Origin of the sequence: Conexibacter sp. W3-3-2 (assembly GCF_009707605.1) — a bacterium.
GTDB classification, from domain to species: Bacteria; Actinomycetota; Thermoleophilia; order Solirubrobacterales; family Solirubrobacteraceae; genus Paraconexibacter; species Paraconexibacter algicola.
Genome location: NZ_WLYW01000001.1, coordinates 3,695,735 through 3,721,064 on the forward strand (window position 1 = coordinate 3,695,735; position 25,330 = coordinate 3,721,064).

Consider the following 25,330-nt stretch of genomic DNA (forward strand, 5'->3'; position numbering starts at 1 on the left):
GTCGATCACCGGCGTGGCGGCCGGCGTCGCGGCGCGCGAGGCGTCCGCGCGCGTCATCACGAAGACCGGGGACTCCGACGCCCGCCGCGCGGCGGCCAACCGCCAGCAGCTCAAGAGCGCGCAGGCGCTCGTCAAGGTCTTCGCCGGCATGCGCGGGGCCGCCATGAAGGTCGGCCAGACGCTCTCCGCCGTCGACCTCGGCCTCGTCCCCGAGGAGATCCGCCCCGAGTTCCAGGAGATCCTCGCCACCCTCCAGCAGGGCGCCGACCCCGTCCCCTTCCGCGCGATCCGCAAGGTCGTCGAGGAGGACCTCGAGGCCGCGATCCCCGACCTCTTCGCCTCCTTCGACGAGACGCCGCTGGCCGCCGCCTCGATCGGCCAGGTGCACCGTGCCCGACTGCACGACGGCCGCGAGGTCGTCGTGAAGGTCCAGTACCCCGGCATCGCCGAGGCGATCCACGCCGACATGCAGAACCTGCGGCTCGGCCTGAAGCTCCCTCGCCTCGATCGCCCCGGGCATCGACACCGGCGCGATCGCCGACGAGATCCGCGAGCGGATCGCCGAGGAGCTCGACTACGAGCTCGAGGCCTCCAACCAGCGCGCCATGGCGCGCGTCTACCGCGACCACCCGTTCGTCGTCGTCCCCGACGTCGCCATGGCGCTCTGCCGCGAACGGGTCATCGTCATGGACTTCGTCGACGGCCGCCGCTTCGCCGAGGTCCGCGACCTCCCCGCCGCCGACCGCGACCGGCTCGGCGAGATCCTCTGCCGCTTCTACATCAACGGCCCGATGCGCCACCGGCTGCTCAACGGCGACCCGCACCCGGGCAACGCCCTCTACCTCGACGACGGGCGCGTCGCGTTCCTGGACTTCGGCTTCTTCAAGCGCCTGGGCGACCGCGAGGTCGAGCACCTCGTCCGCTCCAACGTCGCCACCTACCGCGGCGACGCCGACGGCCTGCTCGACCTGATCGTCGAGCTCGGGGCGCTCCCGCCCGACCCGCAGCTCGCCCAGCCGTTCTACGAGAGCTACCACGCGATCTTCGGCTGGCTGATGGTCGACGAGCACACCACCGCCGACCCGAGCACCACCGCGGAGATGATGCGCCGCTACACGCAGATGCGCGGACAGGAGGGCTTCGACGAGCTCGTCCTGCCCGCCGAGCACTTCGTGATGATGCGCTCGGTCATGCTCCTGATCGGGCTGCTCGGCCAGCTCGGCGCCACCAACCGCTGGCTCGACATCTCGCGCGAGTGGATGTTCGGCGACGAGCCCGTCACCGAGCTCGGCCGCCAGGAGGCCGCGTTCTTCGCCGGCCGCCACGACTACACCACCCCCGCCGTCGACGCCGGGAGCCGGGCATGAGCACCGCCGTCCGCACCCCCTCGGTCAGCGGCCTGCACGCCGCCCAGTCGATGCTCCTCAAGGGCCTCCACACCGGCTCCCCGATCGTCAAGGGCGCCCCCGGCAGCGACATCGCGCGCATGCGCGTCGGGCGCCGCACGTCGTTCACGATCAAGCACCCCGACTACGTCGACCACGTCCTCCACGGGGCCGCCGACCGGTACCACAAGAGCATCGAGTACGAGCTCCTGCGCGCGGTCCTCGGCCTCAACCTCTTCACCGACGAGGACGACTCCTGGCGCCGCCACCGGATGCTGCTCAACCCGACCATGTCCAAGCGTCACGTACGCGGGATGGTCGACCTCATGATCGACCCGATCGCCGCCTACGTCGACGCGTTCGACGACGGCAGCGACCGCATCGAGGTCGAGATGGCGTCCTCGATGGTCGGCCTGACGATGGACGTCGTCGGCACCGCGCTGTTCGGCCACCGCTTCGGGGAGGTCGGCGCGAAGATGACGAAGGTCGTGACGACCGGCCTGCGCAGCGCCGAGGTCGCCACCCGGCTGCTCATCGTCGCCTCGCCGCCCGTCTGGGGCATGCGCGCGTTCTCCCGCGCGCTGCACCACGCGCCCTACGTGCCGCCGCCGCTGAACGCCCTGCAGTGGGTCATGCGGACCGTCGACGAGATCGTCTGGGACCTCATCGACGACCGCCGCGCCCACCCCACCGGCACCGACGACCTGCTCAACCTGCTCCTCTCCACCCAGGACGAGGAGGGTCGCCACCTGCCGCTGCGCCGCGTGCGCGACGAGGTGACCACGTTCATGCTCGCCGGCCACGAGACCACCGCCAACGCGCTCGCGTGGATGTGGTACCTGCTGGCGCTCAACCCCGACGCGCGCGACCGCATGCTCCGCGAGGTCGACGAGGTCCTGGACGGCCGCCGGCCGACGGTCGACGACATCCCCAACCTGCCGTGGACGACCGCCTGCTTCCAGGAGGCGATGCGGTTCTACCCGCCCGCGTGGATCATCCCGCGCACCGCGATCGAGGACGACGAGATCGACGGCCACCGCATCCCCAAGGGCGCGACGGTCATCGTCCCGATCCACGCGATCCACCACGACCCGCGGTTCTGGCCCGACCCCGAGGTGTACGACCCGTCGCGGTTCCTGCCGGAGAACGCGCGCGGCCGGCCGCGGTCGCACTACCTGCCGTTCGGCGGCGGCCGTCGCATCTGCATCGGCACGAGCTTCGCGCTGATGGAGACGACGCTGATCACCGCGATGATGTCGCAGCGGTTCGTCTACGACCTGGTGCCCGGGCACCCGGTCGAGCCGGAGGCGACGCTGACGCTCCGGCCGCGCAACGGTGTGAAGATGGTCGCGCGACGGCGCGTCGCGAACACGACGAGGGAGGCAGCATGAGGACAGCGGACCACGAGGTCGTCATCGTCGGCGCCGGGTTCTCCGGCATCGGCACGTCGATCCGGCTCACGCAGGCGGGCATCCACGACCACCTGCTCGTCGAGGAGGGCGACGACGTGGGCGGCACCTGGTACTGGAACACCTATCCGGGCGTCGCGGTCGACATCCCCTCGTTCAGCTACCAGTTCAGCTTCGAGCGGCGGACCGACTGGTCGCGCATCTACGCGCCCGGCAAGGAGCTGCGCGCGTACGCCGACGACATCGCCACCAAGCACGGGGTCCGCGCGAAGACCCGCTTCGGCACGCGCATCACCGGCGCGACGTTCGACGAGGACGTCCACCTGTGGCGGCTGGAGACCTCGGCCGGCGACGAGATCACCGCCCGCTTCGTCGTCGGCGCCACCGGCGTCCTCACCCAGCCCAAGCCGCCGGAGATCGAGGGCCTCTCCTCGTTCGGCGGCACGACGATCCACACCGCCCGCTGGGACCACTCCGTCGACCTGCGCGGCAAGCGCGTCGCGGTCATCGGCACCGGCGCGTCCGCCGTCCAGCTGATCCCGGAGATCGCCACGGAGGTCGAACACCTCACGGTCTTCCAGCGCACGCCGATCTGGTGCCTGCCCAAGCCCGACGGCCCGCTCCCCGGCGCCGTCAAGTGGCTGATGGGCAAGATCCCCGGCGGCGACCTCGCGGCCCGCGCGGCGAGCCAGGCGTTCGTCGAGATCACGTTCCCGCTGGCCGCCCACTACTCGGCGGTCGTGCCGTTCGGCAAGCTCGGCGAGAAGGCCGGACTGCGCGCGCTGCAGGAGGTCCGCGACCCCGAGGTGCGCGAGAAGCTCACCCCGAAGTACGCGGTCGGCTGCAAGCGCCCGAGCTTCCACAACTCCTACCTGCAGACGTTCAACCGCGAGAACGTCCTGCTGGAGACCGACCCGATCGCGCGCATCACGAAGACCGGCGTGCGCACCGAGGCGGGCACGCTGCACAAGATCGACGTGCTGATCCTCGCCACCGGGTTCAAGGTCTTCGAGCACGGCAACATGCCGCCGTTCCGGGTCACCGGACGCGACGGCCTCGACCTCGAGGCGTTCTGGGACGAGCACCGCTTCCAGGCCTACGAGGGCATCAGCGTCCCCGGGTTCCCGAACTTCTTCATCGTGCTCGGGCCCTACGGGTACAACGGCAGCTCGTACTTCAACCTCATCGAGACGCAGACGCGGCACATCCTGCGGGTGCTCAAGCGCGCACGCGCGGAGGGGGCGACCGCGGCCGAGGTCCGGCGCGAGGCCAACGACCGCTACTTCCACGCCATGCTCGCCCGGCGCGGCGGCCAGATCTTCTGGCAGGACAGCTGCGCGGTCGCCAACAGCTACTACTTCGACGCGCACGGCGACGTGCCGTTCCGGCCCGCCCCGACGATCGAGACGGTGTGGCGGTCGCTGCGCTTCGACCTCGACGACTACGCGTACACGCGCGCGCCGGTCACCGCGGACGAGCCGGTCGGGGCGGCGGCGTGAGCCGCGTGCGGCTCGCCGAGGCGCTCGCCGTCGTCACCGGCGCCGGCTCCGGGATCGGGGCCGCGACGGCGCGGCGCTTCACCGCGGCGGGCGCCACCGTGATCGGCGTCGACCTCGACGGGGACGCCGTCGCCGAGGTCTGCGGCGCGTCCTCCTCCTACGTCTGCGACGTCGCCGACCGCGCGGCGGTCGAGGAGCTCGCGGACCGCATCGCGGCCGACCACGGGGACGTCGACGTCCTCGTCAACAACGCCGGTGTCGGGGTCTACGGGCCGTTCCTGGACGCGTCGCTGGACGACTGGGACTGGCTCGTGTCGATCAACCTCGACGGCGTCGCGTACGGGTGCGCGGCGTTCGGGCGCGGCATGGTCGAGCGCGGGCGCGGCCAGGTCGTGAACGTCGCCTCGGGTGCCGCGTACATCCCGAACCGCAACATGGCCGCCTACTGCGCGACGAAGTCCGCGGTCGTCGCGCTGTCGCAGTGCCTGCGCGCGGACTGGCGCGGGTCCGGGGTCGGCGTGAGCGTCGTCTGCCCGGGCGTCATCTCCACCCCGATCGCGCGCGCGACGCGCTACGTCGGGCGCGAGGCGCACAAGGCCGACCGCGGCGCGGCGCTGCTGGCCCGCGGCCACTCCCCGGACCTCGTCGCGAAGGCGATCGCGGACTGCGTCAAGCGCAACCGCGACGTCGTGCCGGTCGGGTTCGAGTCGACCCTCGCTTACAAGCTGCTGCGCGGCGCGCCGCAGCCGATCCAGGGGCTCGTCGCCCGCGGGGCGATCTGAGCGTGCACCACCGCGTCGCGATCATCGGTGCCGGGATCTCCGGCATCGGGATGGCGGTCCGCCTCAAGCAGGCGGGCATCGACGACCTCGTCCTGCTCGAGCGCAACCACGCCGTCGGCGGGACCTGGTTCGAGCACACCTACCCGGGCTGCGCGTGCGACGTCCCGACGCACCTGTACTCGTACTCGTTCGCGCGCAACCCGTCGTGGTCGCGGCTGTTCCCGCGGCAGGACGAGATCCTCGCGTACGTGCGCGGCGTCGCCGACGACCACGACGTGATCCGGCACGTCCGCTTCGGCACCGAGCTGCACGAGGCGCGCTGGGACGCCGACGCGTCCTGCTGGCGGCTGCGCACGAGCACCGGGGAGCTGTCCAGCGACCTGCTCGTCAGCGCCGTCGGCGGCACCGCCGAGCCGCACACCCCCGCCTTCCCGGGAGACGACACGTTCGCCGGCCACCGCTTCCACTCCGCCCGCTGGGACCACCGCCACGACCTCACCGGGGAGCGCGTCGCGGTCCTCGGGACCGGGCCCGCGACGGTCCAGTTCCTGCCGCGGATCGCGCCGCGCGCCGCGCACGTCACGGTGTTCCAGCGCACCCCGCCGTGGGTGCTGCCGCACCCCGACCGGCCCGTCCCGCTGCCCGAGAAGCTCCTGTACCGGCTGCTGCCGCCCGCCCAGGACCTGCACCGCAACCTGCTGTTCGCGCTGTACGAGGGGCTCGGGTACGGCTTCCACACCGACCAGCGGATCCTCCGCCCGCTGGAGGAGCTCGGCAACGCGCACCGGCGGCTCCAGGTCCGCGACCCCGTGCTGCGCGCGCAGCTGAAGCCCGGCTACCGGCTGGGCTGCAAGCGCCCGATGATGTCCAACACGTACTACCCGGCCCTCGGCCGCGAGGACGTGACGCTCAGCACGGCGGGGATCGAGCGGATCGTCCCGGAGGGGATCGTCACCGCCGACGGCGTCACCCACCGGGTCGACACGATCATCGCCGGGACCGGCTACCGCTACGCGCGGTCGGAGGGGGCGGACCGGATCGTCGGCCGCGACGGCCGCACGCTCGGCGAGGCGTTCCGCCCGTCACCGCACGCGTACAAGGGCGCGACGGTCGCCGGGTTCCCGAACCTGTTCCTGCTGCTCGGTCCGAACTCGATCGGGATCAACTCGGCGATCTTCTCGCTGGAGGCGCAGATGACCTACGCGCTCGCGGCGATCGGCGCGATGGACGAGGCCGGGGCGGCGACGGTCGAGGTGCGCCCCGACGCGCTGGAGGAGTACGCGGCCGAGCTCGACCGGCGCAACGCGGGGACGGTCTGGACCCAGGGCGGCTGCTCGAGCTACTACCTCGACGAGACCGGCCGCCAGTACGCGCTGTATCCGGGCTTCGCGACCGCGTATCGCCGCCGCACGAGCACGTTCGACGCCGACCGCTACGTCCTGGGCGCCGCCTGATGCTCTGGTTCTTCCGTGGCGTCGTCGCGCTCGCCGAGCTGCCGACGACGCTCGACCGGCTCGCCCGGGCGCTGCAGAACATCGACCGGCTCGCCGAGCTCGACGACTCGCTGGAGCGCATCGCCGCGCTGGGCGACAGCGTGGAGCGGCTGTCCACGGTCGTCGAGTCGCTGCCCGAGCTGACCCGGCACGCGGCGGCGCTCGAGAACCTCACCGCCCACGCCGCGTCGCTGCCGGAGCTCACGCGGGCGGCGTCCTCGCTGCCCGCCCTGACCGCGTACGCGGCGTCGCTGCCGGAGCTGACCGCGCACGCCTCGGCGCTGCCCGACCTGAGCCCGCGCGTCGAGCGGCTCGAGCGCATCGCCGAGCAGATCCTCGCGGACCTCGACACGCTGCAGCCCGCGGTCGGCGCGCTGCAGGCCGTGGCGACCGAGCTGCACGAGGCGGTCGGGCCGATCGGCCGGATCGCCGGCCGCCTGCCCGGCGCCCGCGACCGGTCGGCGGCCGAGAGCTGAGCGCGACCGCCGTACGAACCCCGCGCCTGGTGCGGGGGTTCGTACGGCGGTCGCCACGCGCGCGGCCCCGCGCGCAGAATCGGCACGGGGCCGTCACGGACGCGTCTGCTTCCGTGACGTGCCGGGGGGCCATGCTCGCCGCATGGTCGACTGGCAGCAGATCACCCGGCACGCCCGACGCCAGGACGGCGCCGTGTCCCTCGGCCAGCTGCGCCTCGCAGGCATGACCGACGACCAGGTGCTCCGCGCGTGCGCCACCGGCCGCCTGCACCGGCGCCACCGCGGGGTGTTCGTGGTCGGCAGCGACGTGCCGACCCGTCACGGACGGCTGTGGGCCGCGTCGCTGGCCGCCGGCCCGGGGGCGTGGCTGTACGGCCTCACCGCGCTGGAGCTGCTCGGCCTCCGGCCACCGGCGGGTGACGCGATCCACCTCGGCGCGCCGACGCGCCGGCGCACGCGCGGCGCCGTGGTCCTCCACGAGGCGTCGCGCGTCGAGGCGCGACATCTGTGGCGCCGCCGCGGGATGGCTGTCGCCTTCCCGCCGCTGGCGCTGCTCGGCGCCGCGCCGTCCCTCGACGACGACGCGCTCGCGGTCCTCGTCGCCAACGCGGTCGCGCGACGCATGACCGCGCCACCCCGGATGCTGGCCGCCGCCGAGCACGTTCTGCGCCACCCGGGGGTCCCGGCGCTGCGGCGCGTCGTCGCGGCCGAGCTCGCGGACCCGGGGCACGGCCGCACGCACGCGGAGATGGTGGCCCGATTCCTGGCGCTGCTGCGCGCCCTGCCCGGGCTTCCGCCCTACCGGCGCAACGAGCCGCTGCACCTGGCCGAGGACCACGTCGTCGTCCCCGACGTGTGGTTCCCCGGCCCGCGGGTGTGGCTGGAGCTCGAGTCCCGGACCTGGCACGAGCAGCGCCGCGCGATGGACCGCGACCGCCGCAAGGACCAGCGGGCGGCGGCGCTGGGCGTCGTCGTCTTCCGGATCACGTGGCAGCAGCTGCTGCACGAGTGGGAGCGGGTCGCCCGCGACCTGCTCGCCGTGCTCGCCCGCTGACCGCCGTACGAACCCCGCGCCTGGTGCGGGGGTTCGTACGGCGGTCGGGTGCCGGTCGGCTCAGACGCCGACCGGGACGCGCTTCTCGACCTCGCGGATCACGCGGTCGGCGCCCTCGATGAGGAAGCCGGGGGGCGCCTGCACGGTCGGGGCCTGGCCGCGCATCCGGCCGAGCCGCACGCAGATCCACGCCATCAGCACGAGCAGCGACAGGTCCATGGAGAGGACGAGCAGCAGCGCGGGCATCCACGCCCACGTCGGGCCGTCCTCGCGCCGCTCGATCTGCAGGAGCTTCGTGTCGCGGATCATCGTCCGCGTCGCCACGGGCTCCGCCGCGAAGCCCGCGAAGTCGAGCGCGGGGTCGGCGGGCATCCGGATCGGGGCGGAGATCATCGTGCGGCCCTTGTGGAAGCGCACGAACGACTTCCAGGTGCCGCCGATCGGCACCGGCCGCGACGAGCGCAGCGTGCCGTCGGCCTGCCGCACGAGCGGCTCGGCGTAGCGCCCGTTGCCCTGCCAGCCGAGGATGTACGCCCAGTTGCCGTCCCGCGCGAGCTCCGGGTCGGAGAGCCGGACCGTGACGTCGGCGACCTGCGTGCGGTCCCCGCCCGGGGCGACGGCCTCGCGCACGTTCGCGATCCGCACCTCGGCCGTCTCGCCCTGCGGGGTCTGGACGATCGCGGCGTTGACGCACAGCCCGAGGGCGAGGGCGGCGGCGGCCAGCGCGGTGCGCAGCGGTCGCGGCCCGGCGGGCAGCGTGCCGGTGAGCGCCTGGCCCATCAGGGCGCCGAGCGCGCCGCCCGCCAGGCCGGCGAGCAGCGCGACGGGGATCGCCTCGGTCAGCAGCGCGGGCTCCCACGCCACCGGGTAGGCGACCTGGGTCCACGCGTAGTTGGCGGCGAGGCCGATCGTGCCGACGCCCGCGCCCGCGACGAGCCCGAAGCGCAGCGGCGAGCCGCGCAGGCCGCGCCACGCGACCGCCTCGATGATCAGCGCCTCGGCGACGAACAGCGGCATCGCGGGCATCGTCGTGTCGAGCGGCCCGCCGATCGCGAGCGTCATCGCGACCTGCATCGGCATCCACACGGCGAGCGCGCCGAACGTGCCGCCGCGACCGCCGAGGATGCGCGCGAGCACCATCGTGTGCGCGCCGCCGAACGCGAGGATCATCGGCATCCAGATCTCGCGGTACTGCGGGACGCCCCAGTTGAACTCCGCCAGGGACGCGGTCCAGAGGTAGAGGAAGATGCTCGCGATCAGCCCGGCGATCGGGCGGCGCAGCAGGCCCTTGGCGCCGAACGGGTCGCGGCCGGCGGCCCGTGCGCCCTCGGCGAGCAGCAGCGCGGCGCCGGTGCCCGCGGCGAGCACGCCGCCGATGAACATCGTGTGCGTGGGCCCCCAGAGGGTGACGTCCTGGCCGAAGATGCGGTGCCAGAGGTCGTCGAGCGGGAAGCCCAGCAGCGCGAACGCGGAGCCGCCGGCGAGCAGCGCGGCGGCCGCGGGCACGGTCCCGACCCCGCGCACCCGGAACGCGACCGAGCTCGACGCGGACGGCCTGCGCGGCGCCATGCCGACCGACAGCACGCCCATGAGGAACATGCCGATGAGGCCGAACAGCAGCGGGTAGTGCGCGGCGGTGCCCAGCGGGCCCTCGTCGCGGCCGACATCGATGTGCAGGCCGATGTCCCAGGTGGCACCCCAGATCGTCAGCAGCGACCCGAGGATCGCGCCGAGGCCCGGGATCGCCGCCCAGCCGGGCAGGCCGACGGCCCGCTCGACGCGCGTCTCGAAGGCGCGGAAGCGCGGGGCGCCGCCGCGGCGGTAGGCGATGATCAGCCCGAGCAGCGCGAACGTCGTCAGCGAGATGCCGCCACCGACGATGAGGATGTCGGCGATCGGGGCGCCGCCCGCGGGCTTCTCGGCGATCGCCGGGTCGGCCTGGGCGAGGAGGGGGGTCATGCGCGGTCCTCCGAGGGGGTCGTGGTGGTGAGCAGCGGCTGCTCGTCGATGGGCCCGGCGGCGATGCCGAGCGTCAGGTCCTGGGCGGCGAGGCCGGGCGCGGGCGCGGCGGCCTCGAGCGCGGCGGGCAGCCGCCGGCTGCGCATCGCGCGCTGCTCGGCGAGCGGCTGCACGAGCCCGCGCAGCCGCAGCGCGCCGCCGACGTAGCGGGGGGCCCACACGCGCGCCCGGCGGCCGACGACCGCGCGCTCGATCGCGTCGGCGGCGACGTCGACGGACACGTGGCGGCGCACGAAGCCGGGCATCAGGCCCTCCATCGCCTGCGAGGAGGCGTGGTGCATCGAGCTGCGCACGAGGTCGGTGTCGATGAAGCCGAAGTACGCGCAGCCGACGCGGGTCCCGCCGGGGCGCAGCTCCTGCCGCAGCGCGTCGGTGAGCGCCTCGACGCCCGCCTTCGACGCCGCGTAGGCGCCCATCAGCGGGGCGTGCGAGGCGGCGGCGAGCGACGCGACGTTCAGCAGGTAGCCCTGGCGGGCGATGACGTGCGGCGCCGCGGCCCGCACGGTCCGCAGGACGCCGAGGAGGTTCACGTCGATCTCGCGCTCGAGCTGCTCGATCGGCGCGTCGACGACGGAGCCGATGAAGTGCAGGCCCGCGTTGGCGACCGCGACGTCGAGCGCGCCGAACCGCGCGACCGTGTCGTCGACGGCGCGCTGCACCGCGGCGGCGTCGGTCACGTCGGCCTCGAAGGCGGCGGCGCGCGGGCCGAGGCGGTCGGCGAGCGCGTGGAGCTTCTCGGGCTCCAGGCCGACGAGCGCGACGTTGGCGCCGCGGTCGTGCAGGCGCTGCGCGGCGGCGGCGCCGATGCCGCGCGCGGCGCCGGTGATGAGGACGGTGCGTCCCGCGACGTCCCAGCTCATGCCACGACCTCCGTGGGCGCCGGGGCGGCGGGCGTGCCGTCCGGTGTCGGCACGGGAGCGTCGAAGCGGTAGTCGGCGTCGACGACGGTGCCGAGCGTGCGGCGGAACCGCAGCGAGGACGCGGGCCACAGCGTCGTGTTGCGGCCCTGCTCGTCGAGGTACCAGGAGCTGCACCCGCCGCGGATCCAGACGGTCTTCTCCATCCGCCGGTCGATCCAGCGGTTGAACGTCGCCTGCGCCTCGGGCCGCGGCTCGATGACCGCGTCCCCGCGCTCGCGCAGCCGCGTCAGCGCGGCCATCGTGTGGGCGATCTGCTGCTCGATCATGAAGACCTGCGAGGTGTGGCCGGTCCCGGTGTTCGGGCCGGGCATGAGGAAGAAGTTCGGGAACCCGGCGATCGTCGTGCCCTTGTGCGCGCGCATCCCGTCCGCCCAGGCGGTCCGCAGGTCGACCCCGTCGCGTCCGACGACGGCGAGGTCGCCGACCGGGTCGGTGGCGGCGAACCCGGTGCCGAAGACGAGGACGTCGGCCGCGTGCTCCACGCCGTCGGCGGTGACGACGCCGCGGGCCGTGACGCGGGCGATCCCGCCGCCGACGACGGCGACGTTCTCGCGCGCGAGCGTCGCGTACCAGTCGTTGGAGAGCAGCAGCCGCTTGCAGCCGATCCGGTAGTCGGGCGTCAGCTGCCGGGCGAGCGCGGGGTCGCGCACGAAGCGGCGGATCCAGGCGCGCCCGACGGACTCCAGCGGCCGCGTGAGCGCCTGGAAGCGCGTGTTGCCGAGACCCGCGTACTCCTGCGTGGCCCAGACGAGGCCGCGGACGGCGCGCTGGGTGACGGGCAGGCGGCGGTGCAGCGCCTGCTGCACGCGCGGGATCGGGAAGTCCGGCTTGGGCAGCACCCACGGCGGGGTGCGCTGGAAGACGTCGACGTGCGCGGCCTCCTTCGCGATCCGCGGGACGAACTGGATCGCGCTCGCGCCGGTGCCGACGACGGCGACGCGGGCGCCGCGGAGATCGACGTCGTGGTCCCAGCGGGCGGAGTGGAACCAGGGGCCGGCGAAGTCGCCGAGGCCCTCGACGTCCGGGTAGGCGGGGCGGGACAGGCCGCCGGGCGCGTTGACGACGACGCGCGCGACGACGGCGGGCTCGCCGGCGACGTCGACGGTCCAGCGCTGCATGGCGTCGTCCCAGCGCATCCCGGTGACCTCCTGCCCGAAGCGCAGGTGGTCGCGCACGCCGAAGCGGTCGCAGCAGTCCTCCATGTACGCCTGGATCTCGTCGTGCGGCGCGTAGAAGCGCGACCAGTCGGGCTTCGGCGCGAACGAGAACGAGTAGTAGGGGGTGGGGACGTCGCAGGCGCAGCCGGGGTAGTGGTTGGCCCGCCAGGTGCCGCCGAGGCCGTCGGCCTTCTCGAGCACGACGAAGTCGTGGTGGCCGCTGCGGCGCAGGGCGATCGCCATGCCGAGTCCGGCGAATCCGGATCCGATGATGGCGACGTCGGTGTGGGTCGGCGTCATGCTGCTGGTCCTCCTCGGGACACGTTACGGCCTTGTAGCTACGGCATCGTTACATACTCCTGACTGCTCGGACAGTCACACTGGGTGTCCGGTGGCCTCCCGAACGCCACGGCTCGCGCCCGAGGTCCGCCGGGCGCAGCTGCTCGACACGACGCTCGACCTCATCACCGAGGAGGGCTTCGCCGCGGTCTCCGTCGAGGCGGTCGCCCGCCGCGCGGGCGTCACCCGCCCGGTCATCTACGACCAGTTCGGGGACCTCGACGGCCTGATGGTCGCGCTGCTGGACCGCGAGGAGGCCGCCGCGCTGCAGCCGCTGCTGGCGATCGTCGGGGAGGACCAGGGCGACGACGTCGACCCCGAGGCGTTCCTCGTCGAGGCCGTCGAGACGTTCTGCGAGGCGGTGCTCGCCGCCCCGCGCACGTGGCGGCTCGTCGTCATGCCGCCGCGGGGCCGCTCGCCCGAGCTCGAGGCGCGCGTCACCCGCAGCCGCCGGATCGTCGTCGAGCGCGTCGCCGCGCTGCTGCACTGGGGGCTCGTCCGTCGCGGCGGGCCGCTGGGCCTCGACGCCGAGCTGCTCGCGCGCGTCGTCGTGGCCTGCGGGGAGGACGGCGCGCGGCTCATGCTCGAGCAGCCGGACCGCTTCCCGCCCGCCCGCCTCGCCGCGCTCGCCCGCGAGGGGCTGCAGCTGCTGCCCGCCGACGCCACGCCCGCCGGCGCCCCGCGACCGACCCTGCCCGACCTCGGCCCGCCGCGCCCGTCCGCCGCACGGCGCCCGGAGCCGGACCCGGCCGACCCGCCGCCCGCGCCCGCCCGGCGGATGCCGCAGGCCGAGCGCCGCCGCCAGCTCATCGGGGTGGCGCTCGACCTCGTCGCCGCCGAGGGCTTCGGCGCGCTGACGATGGAGGAGGTCGCCCGCCGCGCCGGGGTCAGCAAGGTCGTCGTCTACCGCAGCTTCGCGAACGTCGGCGTGCTGCTCCTCGCGCTCCTGCGCGTCGCCGAGCGCCGCACGCGCACGACCCTCGAGGGACTGCTGCCGACCGACCCGGCGGGCCGCACCCCCGCGGTGCTGCTCGGCGAGGCGCTCGCCTCGCTGCTCGCCGCCGCCGAGCACGACCCGCCGCTGTGGCGGCTGGCGCTGCTGCGTCCCGAGCAGGCGCCCAAGGCGGTGCAGGCGGTCATCCACCGCCGTCGCTCCGCGCTGGCGCGCGACCTGCGGCCGCTCGTGCGCTGGGGCCTGCAGGGCGTCGGCGCGCGCGCCTCCGGCGTCGACGTCGAGGTCCTCACCCGCCTGCTGCTCAGCGCCGGGGAGGAGCTCGTCCGCGAGGTGCTCGAGGAGCCGCGCACCCCCGCCGACGAGATCCTCGAGAAGGTCTGGACGCTGCTCGACCGGCTGCCGGTCGGCGACTGACGCTGCTCTACGATCCGGGCGTGCGCCCCGATCCGGACCGTCCCCTCCCGCAGTTCCTGCTGCGCCGCCTCGTCGCGATGGCCGCCGTCTTCCTCGTCCTCTGGGGCCTGCTCGAGCTGGTGGGCGCGTGACCGTCGCCGAGCGCCTCGAGCGCGCCCGGACCGACCGCGAGCTCCTCACCGTCGAGCACGCCCCGACCGACGAGGCGTTCGACGGGTACGTCGTCGCGGTCGGGCCCGAGTGGTTCGCGCTCGCGGTCGTCGAGCCCGCGGTCGTCGCCCTGAACGGGCTCGTCGTGCTGCGCCTGGTGGACGTCGCCGCCGACGCGCCCGAGGGCACGTTCGTGGCCCGCGCGCTCGAGCACCAGGGCGTCGAGGTCCCCGGCGATCCGGGGCTCGAGCTCCACGCCACCGGCAAGCTGCTGGAGAGCGCCGCCGCGCGCCACGCGGTCGTCACCGTGCACACCCGGCAGGGCGAGGTGCTCATCGGCGTGCCGACGAGCACCGCCGACGGGCGCGTCGAGCTGCTGGAGGTCGACGCCGACGCGGAGTGGATGGACGACACGCCCGTCATCGCCCACGAGGACGTCGCGCGCGTCGACCTCGGCGGCCGCTACGAGCAGCTGCTCTACGAGCTGGCGGGCCCGCCGCCGGGCTGAGCCGCCGCGGGCGCCCCCTGCGCGAGCATCGCGCGCAGCAGGTGCAGCGCGCCCGCCTTGTGCAGGTGGTCGTTGAGGTTGCCGCACTTCGGCGACTGCACGCACGACGGGCAGCCGTGCTCGCACGGGCACTCGCCGATCAGGCGCTGCGCGTCGCGGGTCAGCTGCTCGAACCGCGCGAACCCCTGACGGGTGATCCCGATGCCGCCGGGGTGGCCGTCGTAGATGAAGATCGTCGGGCCCCCGGTCTGCGGGTGCGCGTTGGTCGAGAGGCCGCCGATGTCCCAGCGGTCGCACATCGCCAGCAGCGGCAGGACCGCGATCTGCGCGTGCTCGGCGGCGTGCAGCGAGCCGAGCAGGAGGTCCAGCGGCAGCGCCTCGGGCGAGGTGGTCAGCTGCCCGGGGCCGACGCCGAGCACCTCGGGCCCGAGCTCGTACCAGAGCGCCTGCGTGGTGAACGTCGTGGGCGGCAGGTCGAGGGTGTGGAGGTCGATGACCTCGTGGCTCTGGAGCTTCTTGCGCTGGTAGGCGAGCACCTGGTCGGTGACGCTGACGATCCCGAAGCTCAGGGTCACGCCGAGCACGTCGCGGCGGTCCAGCAGCTTCTCGATGTGGGTCATCGTCTCCTGCTTGGCCTGCGTGTACCAGTCCCCGTGGAACGGCTCGACGAGCGCGTGGCGGGCCCGCAGGTCGAGCTCGCGGACCTCGTAGGAGCGCGCCTGGTGCAGGTAGATCGAGCCGTCGTGGAGCGTCTTGTACGCGCGGCCGCCCTCGACGGTGCCGAGCATCTCGCCGCTGCGGACGTCGACGACCGCGAACTGGTCGGTCGAGGAGGACCGCAACGACACGCGGCCGGCCGGGAAGTCCTCGGGGGCGCGCAGCACGTACTGGCCGCGCCGCTGCACGAGCGTGCCCTGCGCGACGAGCTGCTCGCAGTGCGCGACGAGGTCGGGGCCGAGCACCTCGACGTCGGTGCGCGGGTCCAGCGGCCCCTCGTGCGCGGCGCAGACGAGGTGGGCGTGGTGGATCTCCTCGCTGGTGTGGTCGAGGATCGCGGCCTCCACGGGCCGGTCGAGGAACTCGTCCGGGTGGCGGCAGAAGAACTGGTCCAGGCCGTCCTCGCCCGCCACGTAGACCGCGAGCCCGCGCCCGCGGCGCCCGGCCCGGCCCCACATCTGCCGCAGCGACGCGACGGTGCCGGGGAACTCGACGCACACGGCGGCGTCGAGCTCGCCGATGTCGATGCCGAGCTCGAGCGCGTTGGTGGTGATGACCGCCTGGGTCTCGCCGCGCATCAGCCGGCCCTCGAGCTCGCGACGCTGCTGCGGCGTGTACCCGGCCCGGTAGGGGATGACCTTGTCGGCGAGGTCGGGGTCGAGCTTGTCCTTGACCATCTTCGCGACGAGCTCGACGCCGCCGCGCGACTTCACGAAGCAGATCACGCGCGCGCCGCCCTGCACGAGCGAGACGACGACGTCGGCCGCCTCCCCCGCGCGCGCTGCGCCGCGTCTGGAGCGCCTCGTCGGTGACCGGCGGGTTCCACATCGCGATCCGCCGCGCCGCGCCGGGGGAGCCGTCCTCGTCCACGTGCTCGATCTCGGGCAGCCCGGTGAGCCGCTGCGCGAGCTCGACCGGGTTGGCGATCGTCGCGCTGGCCAGCAGGAACCGCGGCTCGGTGCCGTAGGCGCGCGCGATCCGGCGCAGCCGCCGCAGCACGTTCGCGACGTGGCTGCCGAACACGCCCCGGTACACGTGCGCCTCGTCGATCACGACGACCGCGAGGTTCGCGAAGACGTCCGCCCACAGCCGGTGGTGGGGCAGGATCCCCATGTGCAGCATGTCCGGGTTGGTGAGCACGAGGTTCGCGCGGCGGCGGATCTCGCGCCGGTCCTCGACGCGCGTGTCGCCGTCGTAGATCGCGGGCCGCAGCTGCTTGGTGAGCCGCAGCGCGTGCAGCGCCCGCGCCTGGTCCTGCGCGAGCGCCTTCGTCGGGTAGAGGTAGAACGCGCGGGCCTTCGCGTCGCTGCACAGCACGTCGAGCGTCGGCAGGTTGAAGCACAGCGACTTGCCCGACGCCGTGCCCGTGGTGACCACGAACGGCCCGTCGGCGGCCGCCTGCAGCGCGTGCGCCTGATGGCGGTAGAGCTCGTCGATCCCCGCGCGCGCGAGCCCGGCCAGCAGCGCCGGGTGCAGGTCGTCGGGGACCGGTTCGAGGACCGGGGCGCGCGCCCCCTCGTAGGCCTCGCGGACGAGCCGCCCGTCCTCGCCGCCGGTCCGCAGGAGCTCCGCCCACGGGTCGGCGGGCGGAGCGGGCGAGCGGGACGGCGGGGTCACCCGTCGAAGTTAGCGCGCCGCGAGCACCGCGTCGGCGACGCGGTCGCAGGCCTCCCGCAGCTTGCGGAAGTACGTGGCGCGCGAGACGTTGAGGTCGAGCGCGGCGCGCTCGTGCCCGCCGTCCGGGTCGAAGTAGCCGCGCCGGATCGTCTGGGCGAGCAGGCGCTCGTCGACGCTGTCCCCGAAGCCCTCGCGGACCGCGCGGTCGAGCTCGGCGCGGACGGCGGCCGCGCGCTCGGCGGGCGTCCCGAGCGCGGGCGCGAGCGGGCTGGCGGCGAGGTCCAGCGGCCGGTGGTAGCGGCGCAGCGCGAGGCGGATGTCGTCCGCGGTCACGACCGGCCGCCCGGCGTCCGCGTCCGCGGCGGGCGCCACGGGTCCGGGGACGGTCGCGGAGCCGGTGCGCACGAACCGTCGCGCGGGGGCGGGCGCGGAGACCAGGCCGTCGTCGCCCTCGTCCCCGGCGACCTCGCCGCGCGCCGCGCGCTCCCCGGCGCGGGCCGCGATCTCGGCGTGGATGACGTCGCGCAGCTGCTGCAGCACGCCGCCCTCGCCGTGCTCGAGCACGTGGCACTGGATCACCCGGCCGCCGCCGCGGCGCACGTCGAGGTGCGGCACGTGCACGGCCCCGGCGCCCTGCGCGAACGCGCGGGCCACCGGGTTCTCCGGGTCGATCGGCAGGTAGCTGCGGCGGATGTTCGGCAGGCCGCAGCGCAGCATCGCCGCGGTGTTCATCAGCGCGATGACCGGCGAGTGCACGTTGCCCTCGCGGCCGCTCGTCAGGTCGGTCGAGTCGCGCCAGACGAGCGTCTGGTCGCTGTGGTCCTGCTCGGCGGCGTGCTCCAGCCAGGGGCCGAGCAGCGGGTCGCGGCGCACGACCGGGTTGGCGGCGCGCGGCGTTGCGCTGATGCAGTAGCCGGCGAGGCGGTCGGAGGCGTCGCGGGCCATGACGACGTGCTCGGGTGCGCGCTCGATGAACGGCCGCACGTGCGAGTCCCACACGCCGGGCCCGAAGCGGTCGGCGAGCGCGTGGGCGATCGTCGTCGTGTCGCCCGCGCGCGGGCCGTCGAGCCGGTGGGTGACCGAGCCCTCCGCCCCGAAGCCCCAGCGCAGCGCCTCGGCGTCCATCAGCTCGGCGAGGTCGGTGATGCGCCGCAGGCCGTCGGTGCGGGTCAGCCCGTGGATGTGGTCGGTGATGCGCGCGCGCAGCCGGCACTCGAGCTCGGGTGCCCCGGCGCGCAGCTCGGCGCGCACGGCGCGGCGCAGCAGGTCGTGCAGGGCGATGCCGTCGCCGACCCGCTCGGAGAAGGACCGCTCGCGCAGCCAGCGCTCGGCGCGCCGCGCGTCCACGTGGGGGAGGACCTCCTCGAGCAGCTCGCGGGTGCAGACGCGGGCGATCGCGGCGACGGCGAGCACCTCGCGGTCCCCGGCGCCGATCTCGGGACCGGCGATCCGCTGCACGAGCGTGCGGGCGAGGTCGGGGCGGCCGTCGAGCGTCGGGGCCACGAGGTGCGGGGCGCGCGCGGTGCCGCCGGCGGCGTCGAGGCCGACGGCGAGCGCCAGCGGCGACCCCAGCGACCAGCGCACGAGCGTGTCGGCGGCCGCCTCGTCGGTGATGCCGTGGCGCTGCACGAGCGCGAGGGCGTCGGACTCGTCCAGGGGCCCGAGCTCCAGCGAGGTCGTGACGGACTCCCAGCCGTCCTGGAACCACTCGGGCTCCGGCGTGCGGCGACCCGCGATGACCACGAGGGAGCCCTCGGGCAGCGCGGGCAGGACGCGGCGGCGCAGGTGCGTGCCGGTCGCGGCGAGCCGCTCGTAGGTGTCGAGCAGCACGACCGGACGCTCGGCGCCGCTGACGCCGTCCAGGGCGGCGTCGAGCTCACCGGGCACCGGGGCGATGTCGCGGCCCTCGACGCGGTGGACCGGCCGGCCGGACGCGGCGGCGCGGCGGCCGATCTCGCGCAGGAGGGTCGACTTGCCGATCCCGGAGGGACCGTGCACGAGGACGACGGACGCGGGCGCGTCGGCGTCGTCCAGCAGAGCGGCGAGGCGGGAGAGCTCCGTCTCGCGGCCGACGAAGCGCTGGGCGTCGCGGCGGGCCAGTCGCTGGCCGAGCGTGGTGGTGGTCATCGCGCCTTCAACGGGCCTTCCACCCGGTGCTTACGCGGGCCAGCGAAAAAGTTCTGGTGGACGTCCGGTCCCTGCATGCGATCCCCGTGTGCATAGGCTTCACGCCATGCTCGATGCCGTCTACGTCGACCTCGACGGAACGCTCCTGGGGCCCGGTGGGGCCCTGTTCCGCGACGCCGAAGGCGGATTCTCCCCCCTCGCGGGGCGTGTTGTCGAGGCCTGCGTGCGGTCGGGCGCCGAACTGGTGGTGATGACGGGCCGCCGCAAGGCGCAGGCGATGGAGGACGCGCGGCTGCTCGGGCAGACCTCCTACGTGTTCGAGGCGGGCGCGTGCGTCGTCCTGGACGGCGAGGAGCACTGGATGACCGCGCCGCTGCTGCCACGGCCCGGGGCGCGCGGCTCGATCCACGACCAGATCGAGGACGCGGGCGCTGCGCAACTGCTGCTGGACACCTATCCGGGGCGCCTGGAGTACCACGACCCGTGGCACGTCGGCCGCGAGGTCTCGCACCTGTTCCGGGGGCTCGTCGACGCGCAGGAGGCGACCGCGCTGCTGGCCGAGCACGGCCACGACGGGCTGCGGCTGCTCGACAACGGCGGCGTGCACCGGCGCTCGGAGGCGCTCGCCGGACTCGAGCAGGTCCGCGCCTACCACCTGGTCCCGAAGGGGGCCTCGAAGGCGGCGGCGGTGGCGTTCCACGCGCGGGCGCGCGGCCACGACCCGGCGCGCTGCATCGCGGTCGGGGACTCGCGCGAGGACCTGCAGTGCGCGCGGTCGGTCGGGACGTTCTGGCTCGTCGCCAACGGCCTGGCGAAGGATCCGTCGATCCGCGAGGCGCTCGCCGCGCAGCCCAACGCGCGCGTGGCCGAGGGGGCGCACGCCGCCGGGGTGTACGAGGCGGTCGTCGAGACGCTGGCGACGCGCGGCGGCTGACGGCGCGCTCAGCGGCGGCGCAGGGTGCGCCGCAGGACCTTCAGGCCGAGCAGCACGAGCACGGCGGCGAGCGCGAGCAGCCCCGCGGCGGCGAGGTCGCCGCCCAGCGGGTCGTCCCGGCCGATCGCCACGCCCACGAGCAGCAGCACGGGCGCGAGCAGCAGCAGCAGCGCGACGAGCAGCGACGAGAGCACCGGTCCGCCTCAGCCCGCGCGTCGGTGCGCGGTCACTCGGGGTCCCCGGCGCGGCGGGCGGCGCGGCGCGCGCGCCGGTCCTCCCAGCGGGTGCGCATCCGCGCCCGGAAGGTCTCGCCCTCGCCGCGCGGACGCGGGCGCCAGCGGGCGGGGGACGGCGGCACGGTGGTGCGCACGAGCGCGACCCAGCCGTCGAGCGGCAGCTCCCCGGCGATGAGGTCGGCGAGACCCCGGGTGACCGGCGCGTCGACCCCGGACCGCTCGAGCGCGCGGGCGAGCAGCGGCACGGACTCCAGTGCCTCGACCGCCTGCCCGATCCGCCCGGGGATCTCGGCGGTCGGCACGCCCTCGCCGAGCAGCTCGCCCGCGCGACGGTTGCGCGACTGGGGCGCGAGCGCCGTCGCGACGAGGTCCCCGGTGCCGGCGAGCCCGATCATCGACTCGGGCCGGGCGCCCTGCGCCTCGGCGAACCGCCAGACCTCGGCGAAGATGTGGCCGGCCGCGGCACCGGCGGCGTTCAGGCCCTGGCGCTCGGTCGCCCCGGCGGCGAGCGCGGCCGCGTTCTTCGCGGCGCCCGCGAGCTCGACGCCGACCGGGTCGTTGGAGGACTCGCAGACGACCCCGGCGCGGATGAAGACGCTGCTGATCGTCGTCGCGAGCTCCTCGTCGGTGGAGGCGACGACGAGCCCGGCGCCCTCGCTGACCATCTCGCGTGCGTGCGCCGGACCCCCGACGCAGGCGACGCGGTCGGCGCCGAAGGCGCGGGTCAGCAGGATCGTGGGCGCGATGCCCTCCGGCGGCACGAGGCCCTTGGCGAGCGAGATGATCGACGCGCGCGGCGACAGGCCCGTCCCCCTCGAGCGTGGCGATGACGTCCTCGAGGCCCCGCGAGGGCACGCCGAGGAACACGAGCTCGGCCTTCGCGAGCCCGTCGCCGACGTGACCGATCCGCAGCTCCTTCGGGAACTCGACCCCCGACAGGTACGCCTCGTTCTGCCGGTCGGCCTGCAGCCGCTCGGCCTGCTCGGGGGTGCGCGCCTGCAGCGTGGTGCGGAACCCGCCGCGCGCGAGCAGCACCGCCACGGCGGTGCCGAACGAGCCCGCGCCGACGACCGTGGCGCGGCGGCCGAGCGGGGTGGGAAGGCGGGCGGGGAGCTGGGGGCGGGGACGGTCGGCCACGGTGCGCGGGACGGCGGAGGGGTCGGGGAGGGTACCCGGCGGGCGGCCCGCGGTTGCGCGGCGCGGCGCGCCCGCCCGGAAGACCGCTCAGAGGTGCTGCGCGATCCGCTCGCCCGCCGCCTCGATCTCCGGCAGCGTGGTCGCCTCCGCGATCACCTGGAGGTCGAGGATCCGGACCTCGAACGGGTCGACCGCGGCCTGCCCGACGACCGCGTGCGCGGGCACGCCCGCCTGGCGCGCGCGGATCGCGAGCTCGCCCGCGATCTTGCCCTCGAGGCTCGTGCGGTCCAGGCGGCCCTCGCCGACCACGACCGCGCGGGCGGCCCGCATGCGCGCGTCCGCGTCGAGCGCGTCGAGCACGAACGCGGCCCCGGGCTCGAGCGTCGCGCCGTACGCGCCGTGCAGCCCGCCCGCCAGGCCGCCGGCGGCGCCGCCGCCGCGCACCCCGAACGGGGATCGCGGCAGGGTGCGCCCGAACGCCGCGCTGCGGGCGGCGAGCCGCGCGACCGTCGCCGCATCGGCGCCCTTCTGCGGGCCGAACACGTCGGCGGCGCGCTCGAACGGGATCCGCACGTCGCACAGCACGACGAGCGCCGCGCCGCGCAGGCCGCCGCGCTCCTCGATCGCCGCGATCGCCCCGGCCCCGCCGTCGGTGGTGGCGCTGCCCCCGGCGCACACGAGCACGACCGCCGCGCCGGCGTCGACGGCGGCGGCGATCAGCTCCCCGGTGCCGCGGGTCGACGCCTCCCAGGCGGTCGCGGGCCCGCGCTCGTGCTCGGCGACGTGCGCCCAGCCCGACGCGCCGGCGACCTCGACGATCGCGGTCCCGCCGTCCTCGATCAGCGCGAACCCGGCGGGGACGGAGCGGCCGAGCGGGTCGGTGACCGTGGCCCCGCCGGTCTCGCCGCCGAGCGCGGCCAGCAGCACGCCCATGGTGCCCTCGCCGCCGTCGGCCAGCGGGCACAGGTCGGGGGCGGCCAGACGCCGGCGCGCTCGAGGCCGCGGCCGATCGCGGCGGCGACCTGCGGGGCGGTGAAGGTCCCCTTGAAGCTGTCGGGCGCGACGAGGACCGGCCGGCCCCACGGGTCCGCGCGCGCGGGACCGCTCACCCCTGGAGCTGGTCCGCGAGGCACTCCTCGGGACGCTTGTCGTCGCGCCAGCGCTGCACCTTCGTGCCGTGGCGGATGCGCCCGTCGGAGGCGTGGTCGTAGCTGATCTCGACGACGAGCTCGGGCCGCAGCGCGACCCACTCGAGCTCCTCGTCGGGCTTCCAGCGGGACGGGTCGCCGCTGCCGCGCTCCCCGGTCTCGTACGGGCGCAGCCGGTCGACGAGCTCGCGCTTCTCCTTGGCGCTGAAGCCGGAGGAGTGCCCGATCACGCGCAGCGTCCCGCCGGGCTCGTCGTAGACGCCGAGGATGATCGAGCCGACCGTCCCGGCCGCCTTGCCGGGGCGCCAGCCGAGGACGACGGCGTCGAGCGTGCGGACGCGCTTGATCTTCACGAAGCCCGTGCGCTTGCCGGGCTCGTACGGCGCGTCGAGCTCCTTCGCGATCGCACCCTCGCCGTGGTAGAGCCACTTCTCGGCGTCCGCGGCGGCGTACTCGATCGGCGTGACGCTGAACGGGTGCCCGGCGGATGCCGGGTCGTGCTCGGCCGCCCACGCCTCGAGCCGCCGGCGTCGCTCCCCGAACCCGAGCTCCAGCAACGACTCGTCCCCGTCGGCGAGCAGGTCGAACGCGACGTACCGCGCCGGCGTCTTCTCCGCGAGCATCGCCACGCGCGAGGCGGCGGGGTGGATGCGCTGGGAGAGCGTGTCGAAGGTCTGCACGCCCTCCTCGTCGGAGTCGATGACGATCTCGCCGTCGAGCACCGCGCGAACGCCCGCGGGAAAGGTCACCTCGGGGAAGTACCGCGCCATCGGCTTGCCGCCGCGCGACTGCAGGTACGCGTCGCCGCTGCCGTCGAGGAACACGAGCATCCGGAAGCCGTCCCACTTGGGCTCGTAGGCCCAGCCCTCCTCGTCGGGCAGGCCCTTGCGGGGCCGGGCGAGCTGCGGGGGGACGGGCGGCTGCAGCGGGAGGCTCACCCGCGGGAACCTACCCCCGCGGCTCGACGACCAGACAGGTCGTGCTCGCGTGCGCGACGAGCTTGCCGCTGTCGGCGAGCGTCAGCCGGCCCTCCGCGGTCGCGACGCGGGACCCGCGGTGCACGACGGTGCCCTCGGCGAGCATGTCGCCCGCGTCGTGGGGGACGGCGCGCACGTAGTTGACCTTCAGCTCAAGCGTCGTGTACGCCACGCCGACCGGCAGCGTGGTGTGGACGGCGCAGCCGACGGCGGAGTCCAGGAGCGTGGCGATCGCCCCGCCGTGCACGCTGCCGAGCGGGTTGAGCATCCACGGTGCGGCGGTGGCGCGGAAGACGATGCGGCCCTCCTCGACGGCGTCGATGCCGAAGTCCATCGAGGCGCCGATCGGCGGGCGCGGCAGCTCGCCGCGGGCGACGGCCCGCCAGATCTCCAGGCCGCTGAGGTGGGCGGCGGCGAGCCAGACGGGGCTCGGGTCCTCCCAGGTGAAGGTGTGGGTGCCGGCGGTGGTCATGCGAGCGCCTCCGTGGTGCGCGGGGTGGACGGGGTGACGGGCGCGGGAGCGCCGAGCGGGCCGATCGCCAGGAGCGACAGGCCGGCGGCCGCGGTCGCGGCGACCATGAGGGTCCAGGCGCCGTCGAAGGCGCCGGCGCCGTCGACGGTGCCGAGGATCGGGACGAGCAGCGCGACGCCGAGCGCGGTGCCGAACTGGCGCCCCATGGTGAGGACGGCGGCCCCGGTGGCGAACCGGTCGGGCGGCAGCGAGGCGGCGGCCGCCGAGGTGAGCGCCGGGTTGACGAGGCCGACGCCGACGCCGCTGATCACCATGCCGGGGAGGAAGTCGGTGGCGAACGCGACGTCGTCGCCCAGCCGCCACGCCCACCAGACGGCGGCGGCGCCGACGAGCAGCGCGCCGAGCGCCCCGACCCGGGCGGGGCCGAACCGCTGCCCCAGGCGCGCCCCGGGCAGGCTGCACAGCGCGGCAGTGGCGGGACCGGGGGCGATCATCAGCCCGGCGGTCAGGACGTCGCGCTGCCAGACGTCGGTGAGGAACAGGACGCCGCCGAGCAGCATGGCGGAGAACGCGACGAAGAACAGCAGGCCGCCGAGGACGGCGAGGCGGAAGCTCCGCACGCCGACGATCTCGCGCTCGAGCACGGGGGCCTCGTGCGTGACGGTGCGCCGCGCGACGATCGCCAGGAGGACCGCCGCGGCGAGCAGCAGGCCGAGCACGCGGCCGGACCCGAAGCCCCAGTCCTCGCCGTTGACGATCGCGGCGATCAGGGCGGCGATCCCGAGGGTGACCGCGACGGCGCCGAGGACGTCGATCCGCGCGCCGCGGGCGTCGGCGGCGCGGCGCTCGTGCAGGATGCGCGACCCGGCGACGATCGCGGCGAGCCCGATCGGGAGGTTGACGAGGAACACCCAGTGCCAGGAGAGCTCGACGAGGAGGCCGCCGACGGGCGGGCCGGCGGCGGCGGCGACGCCGCCGGACGCGGCCCAGATCCCGATGGCGACGGGCCGCTGCTCGGCGGTGAACTCGGGCAGCAGCAGCCCGAGCGAGGTCGGCAGCAGGAACGCGGCCCCGGCGGCCTGCACCACGCGGGCGGCGACGAGCGCCTCGACGGAGTCGGCGAGCGCGCAGGCGGCGCTGGCGAGGGTGAACACCGCGAGCCCGGCGAGGAAGGCGCGCTTGCGCCCGACCGCGTCGGCGATGCGCCCGGCCGGGACGAGCAGGGCGGCGAACACGATCGTGTACGCGTTGAGAACCCAGCTGAGGTCCCCGAGGCCGGCGCCGGAGAAGTCCGCGGCGATGTCGGGGAAGGCGATGTTGACGATGAAGAGGTCGAGGCTGGCGACGAAGACGCCGACGCACACCACGATCAGGACCTGCCAGCGACGTTCCATGGGATCCCCCG

21 protein-coding genes and 3 pseudogenes are annotated in these 25,330 nt (G+C 75.1%); 11 read left to right on the forward strand and 13 right to left on the reverse strand.

The window, feature by feature from the left end:
* Nucleotides 1–163: 163 nt before the first annotated feature.
* From GKE82_RS30405 to GKE82_RS17840, 8 genes and pseudogenes are all read left to right on the forward strand, one after another.
* Nucleotides 164–484: pseudogene (locus GKE82_RS30405) on the forward strand (AarF/UbiB family protein); the annotation flags it as partial.
* Nucleotides 485–506: 22 nt separating this feature from the next.
* Nucleotides 507–1,367 (forward strand): AarF/UbiB family protein, encoded by an 861-nt coding sequence (locus GKE82_RS28905; RefSeq protein ID WP_309233819.1) that lies wholly within the window; start codon nt 507–509, stop codon nt 1,365–1,367.
* Nucleotides 1,364–2,776, forward strand: coding sequence for a cytochrome P450 (locus tag GKE82_RS28910; protein WP_230316213.1), 1,413 nt, complete (start codon nt 1,364–1,366; stop codon nt 2,774–2,776). The genes GKE82_RS28905 and GKE82_RS28910 overlap by 4 nt, the downstream gene beginning before the upstream one ends.
* Nucleotides 2,773–4,293 (forward strand): NAD(P)/FAD-dependent oxidoreductase, encoded by a 1,521-nt coding sequence (locus tag GKE82_RS17820; protein WP_107568409.1) that lies wholly within the window; start codon nt 2,773–2,775, stop codon nt 4,291–4,293. The genes GKE82_RS28910 and GKE82_RS17820 overlap by 4 nt, the downstream gene beginning before the upstream one ends.
* Entirely contained in the window at nt 4,290–5,075 is a 786-nt protein-coding gene (locus GKE82_RS17825; protein ID WP_154734221.1) for an SDR family NAD(P)-dependent oxidoreductase, read from the forward strand. Before GKE82_RS17820 ends, GKE82_RS17825 begins: the two co-directional genes overlap by 4 nt.
* A gap of 2 nt (nt 5,076–5,077) precedes the next feature.
* Nucleotides 5,078–6,529 carry an NAD(P)/FAD-dependent oxidoreductase gene (locus GKE82_RS17830; protein WP_154734222.1) on the forward strand — a complete coding sequence of 484 codons (1,452 nt, stop codon included), beginning with the start codon at nt 5,078–5,080 and terminating at the stop codon, nt 6,527–6,529.
* Complete coding sequence (locus GKE82_RS17835; protein ID WP_107568412.1) at nt 6,529–7,044, forward strand: hypothetical protein; 516 nt, start codon at nt 6,529–6,531, stop codon at nt 7,042–7,044. The genes GKE82_RS17830 and GKE82_RS17835 overlap by 1 nt, the downstream gene beginning before the upstream one ends.
* 142 nt (nt 7,045–7,186) lie before the next feature.
* Entirely contained in the window at nt 7,187–8,098 is a 912-nt protein-coding gene (locus GKE82_RS17840) for a type IV toxin-antitoxin system AbiEi family antitoxin domain-containing protein (RefSeq protein ID WP_154734223.1), read from the forward strand.
* A 60-nt stretch (nt 8,099–8,158) separates the two neighbouring features.
* Here GKE82_RS17840 and GKE82_RS17845 read toward each other — a convergent pair whose 3' ends face one another.
* From GKE82_RS17845 to GKE82_RS17855, 3 genes are read right to left on the reverse strand one after another with little or no spacing between them, the layout of a single operon-like run.
* Nucleotides 8,159–10,057 carry a hypothetical protein gene (locus GKE82_RS17845; RefSeq protein WP_154734224.1) on the reverse strand — a complete coding sequence of 633 codons (1,899 nt, stop codon included), beginning with the start codon at nt 10,055–10,057 and terminating at the stop codon, nt 8,159–8,161.
* Nucleotides 10,054–10,977, reverse strand: a complete 924-nt coding sequence (locus GKE82_RS17850) for a short-chain dehydrogenase/reductase (protein WP_107568415.1) — start codon at nt 10,975–10,977, stop codon at nt 10,054–10,056. Before GKE82_RS17850 ends, GKE82_RS17845 begins: the two co-directional genes overlap by 4 nt.
* On the reverse strand, nt 10,974–12,494 hold the full coding sequence (locus GKE82_RS17855; RefSeq protein WP_230316214.1) for an NAD(P)/FAD-dependent oxidoreductase: 1,521 nt from the start codon (nt 12,492–12,494) through the stop codon (nt 10,974–10,976). Before GKE82_RS17855 ends, GKE82_RS17850 begins: the two co-directional genes overlap by 4 nt.
* A 91-nt stretch (nt 12,495–12,585) precedes the next feature.
* Here GKE82_RS17855 and GKE82_RS17860 point away from each other — a divergent pair, with 91 nt between their 5' ends.
* Nucleotides 12,586–13,902, forward strand: a complete 1,317-nt coding sequence (locus tag GKE82_RS17860) for a TetR/AcrR family transcriptional regulator (RefSeq protein ID WP_196189291.1) — start codon at nt 12,586–12,588, stop codon at nt 13,900–13,902.
* Between the two features lie 127 nt (nt 13,903–14,029).
* Nucleotides 14,030–14,560, forward strand: coding sequence for a hypothetical protein (locus GKE82_RS17865; protein ID WP_154734226.1), 531 nt, complete (start codon nt 14,030–14,032; stop codon nt 14,558–14,560).
* Here GKE82_RS17865 and GKE82_RS30940 read toward each other — a convergent pair.
* The 3 genes and pseudogenes from GKE82_RS30940 to GKE82_RS17880 form a co-directional block, all read right to left on the reverse strand.
* Complete coding sequence (locus GKE82_RS30940) at nt 14,530–16,002, reverse strand: Zn-binding domain-containing protein (protein WP_154734227.1); 1,473 nt, start codon at nt 16,000–16,002, stop codon at nt 14,530–14,532. The genes GKE82_RS17865 and GKE82_RS30940 overlap by 31 nt on opposite strands.
* 247 nt (nt 16,003–16,249) lie before the next feature.
* Nucleotides 16,250–16,894, reverse strand: a pseudogene (locus GKE82_RS17875) (DEAD/DEAH box helicase); the annotation flags it as partial.
* A gap of 9 nt (nt 16,895–16,903) precedes the next feature.
* Entirely contained in the window at nt 16,904–19,021 is a 2,118-nt protein-coding gene (locus GKE82_RS17880) for an ATP-binding protein (protein ID WP_154734228.1), read from the reverse strand.
* Nucleotides 19,022–19,127: 106 nt separating this feature from the next.
* On the opposite strand from GKE82_RS17880, the gene GKE82_RS17885 reads away from it, so the two are divergent.
* The gene (locus tag GKE82_RS17885) at nt 19,128–19,955 is read left to right on the forward strand and encodes an HAD family hydrolase (protein WP_107568421.1); all 828 of its coding nucleotides are present in this window, start codon (nt 19,128–19,130) and stop codon (nt 19,953–19,955) included.
* A gap of 8 nt (nt 19,956–19,963) precedes the next feature.
* Here the strand turns inward: GKE82_RS17885 and GKE82_RS17890 are convergent, their stop codons facing one another.
* From GKE82_RS17890 to GKE82_RS17915, 7 genes and pseudogenes are all read right to left on the reverse strand, one after another.
* Nucleotides 19,964–20,149 (reverse strand): hypothetical protein, encoded by a 186-nt coding sequence (locus GKE82_RS17890; protein ID WP_107568422.1) that lies wholly within the window; start codon nt 20,147–20,149, stop codon nt 19,964–19,966.
* Nucleotides 20,150–20,181: 32 nt separating this feature from the next.
* The gene (locus tag GKE82_RS28925) at nt 20,182–20,952 is read right to left on the reverse strand and encodes an NAD(P)H-dependent glycerol-3-phosphate dehydrogenase (protein WP_309233686.1); all 771 of its coding nucleotides are present in this window, start codon (nt 20,950–20,952) and stop codon (nt 20,182–20,184) included.
* A 109-nt stretch (nt 20,953–21,061) separates the two neighbouring features.
* A pseudogene (locus GKE82_RS30945) lies at nt 21,062–21,328 on the reverse strand (glycerol-3-phosphate dehydrogenase); the annotation flags it as partial.
* Nucleotides 21,329–21,415: 87 nt separating this feature from the next.
* Nucleotides 21,416–22,261: a glycerate kinase gene (locus tag GKE82_RS17900; protein ID WP_154734229.1), complete on the reverse strand. Its 846-nt coding sequence runs from the start codon at nt 22,259–22,261 to the stop codon at nt 21,416–21,418.
* A 172-nt stretch (nt 22,262–22,433) separates the two neighbouring features.
* Nucleotides 22,434–23,414, reverse strand: coding sequence for an ATP-dependent DNA ligase (locus tag GKE82_RS17905; protein WP_107568425.1), 981 nt, complete (start codon nt 23,412–23,414; stop codon nt 22,434–22,436).
* Nucleotides 23,415–23,424: 10 nt separating this feature from the next.
* Entirely contained in the window at nt 23,425–23,925 is a 501-nt protein-coding gene (locus tag GKE82_RS17910) for a PaaI family thioesterase (protein ID WP_154734230.1), read from the reverse strand.
* Nucleotides 23,922–25,319 carry an MFS transporter gene (locus GKE82_RS17915; RefSeq protein WP_154734231.1) on the reverse strand — a complete coding sequence of 466 codons (1,398 nt, stop codon included), beginning with the start codon at nt 25,317–25,319 and terminating at the stop codon, nt 23,922–23,924. The genes GKE82_RS17910 and GKE82_RS17915 overlap by 4 nt, the downstream gene beginning before the upstream one ends.
* Nucleotides 25,320–25,330: the final 11 nt, after the last annotated feature.

Coding starts and splice junctions, on each gene's coding strand:
- GKE82_RS28910 (WP_230316213.1), top strand. CDS start 1,364: ATGAGCACCGCCGTCCGCACCCCCTCGGTCAGCGGCCTGCACGCCGCC.
- GKE82_RS17820 (WP_107568409.1), top strand. CDS start 2,773: ATGAGGACAGCGGACCACGAGGTCGTCATCGTCGGCGCCGGGTTCTCC.
- GKE82_RS17835 (WP_107568412.1), top strand. CDS start 6,529: ATGCTCTGGTTCTTCCGTGGCGTCGTCGCGCTCGCCGAGCTGCCGACG.
- GKE82_RS17840 (WP_154734223.1), top strand. CDS start 7,187: ATGGTCGACTGGCAGCAGATCACCCGGCACGCCCGACGCCAGGACGGC.
- GKE82_RS17845 (WP_154734224.1), bottom strand. CDS start 10,057: ATGACCCCCCTCCTCGCCCAGGCCGACCCGGCGATCGCCGAGAAGCCC.
- GKE82_RS17850 (WP_107568415.1), bottom strand. CDS start 10,977: ATGAGCTGGGACGTCGCGGGACGCACCGTCCTCATCACCGGCGCCGCG.
- GKE82_RS17855 (WP_230316214.1), bottom strand. CDS start 12,494: ATGACGCCGACCCACACCGACGTCGCCATCATCGGATCCGGATTCGCC.
- GKE82_RS17880 (WP_154734228.1), bottom strand. CDS start 19,021: ATGACCACCACCACGCTCGGCCAGCGACTGGCCCGCCGCGACGCCCAG.
- GKE82_RS17885 (WP_107568421.1), top strand. CDS start 19,128: ATGCTCGATGCCGTCTACGTCGACCTCGACGGAACGCTCCTGGGGCCC.
- GKE82_RS17900 (WP_154734229.1), bottom strand. CDS start 22,261: ATGGGCGTGCTGCTGGCCGCGCTCGGCGGCGAGACCGGCGGGGCCACG.
- GKE82_RS17910 (WP_154734230.1), bottom strand. CDS start 23,925: ATGACCACCGCCGGCACCCACACCTTCACCTGGGAGGACCCGAGCCCC.
- GKE82_RS17915 (WP_154734231.1), bottom strand. CDS start 25,319: ATGGAACGTCGCTGGCAGGTCCTGATCGTGGTGTGCGTCGGCGTCTTC.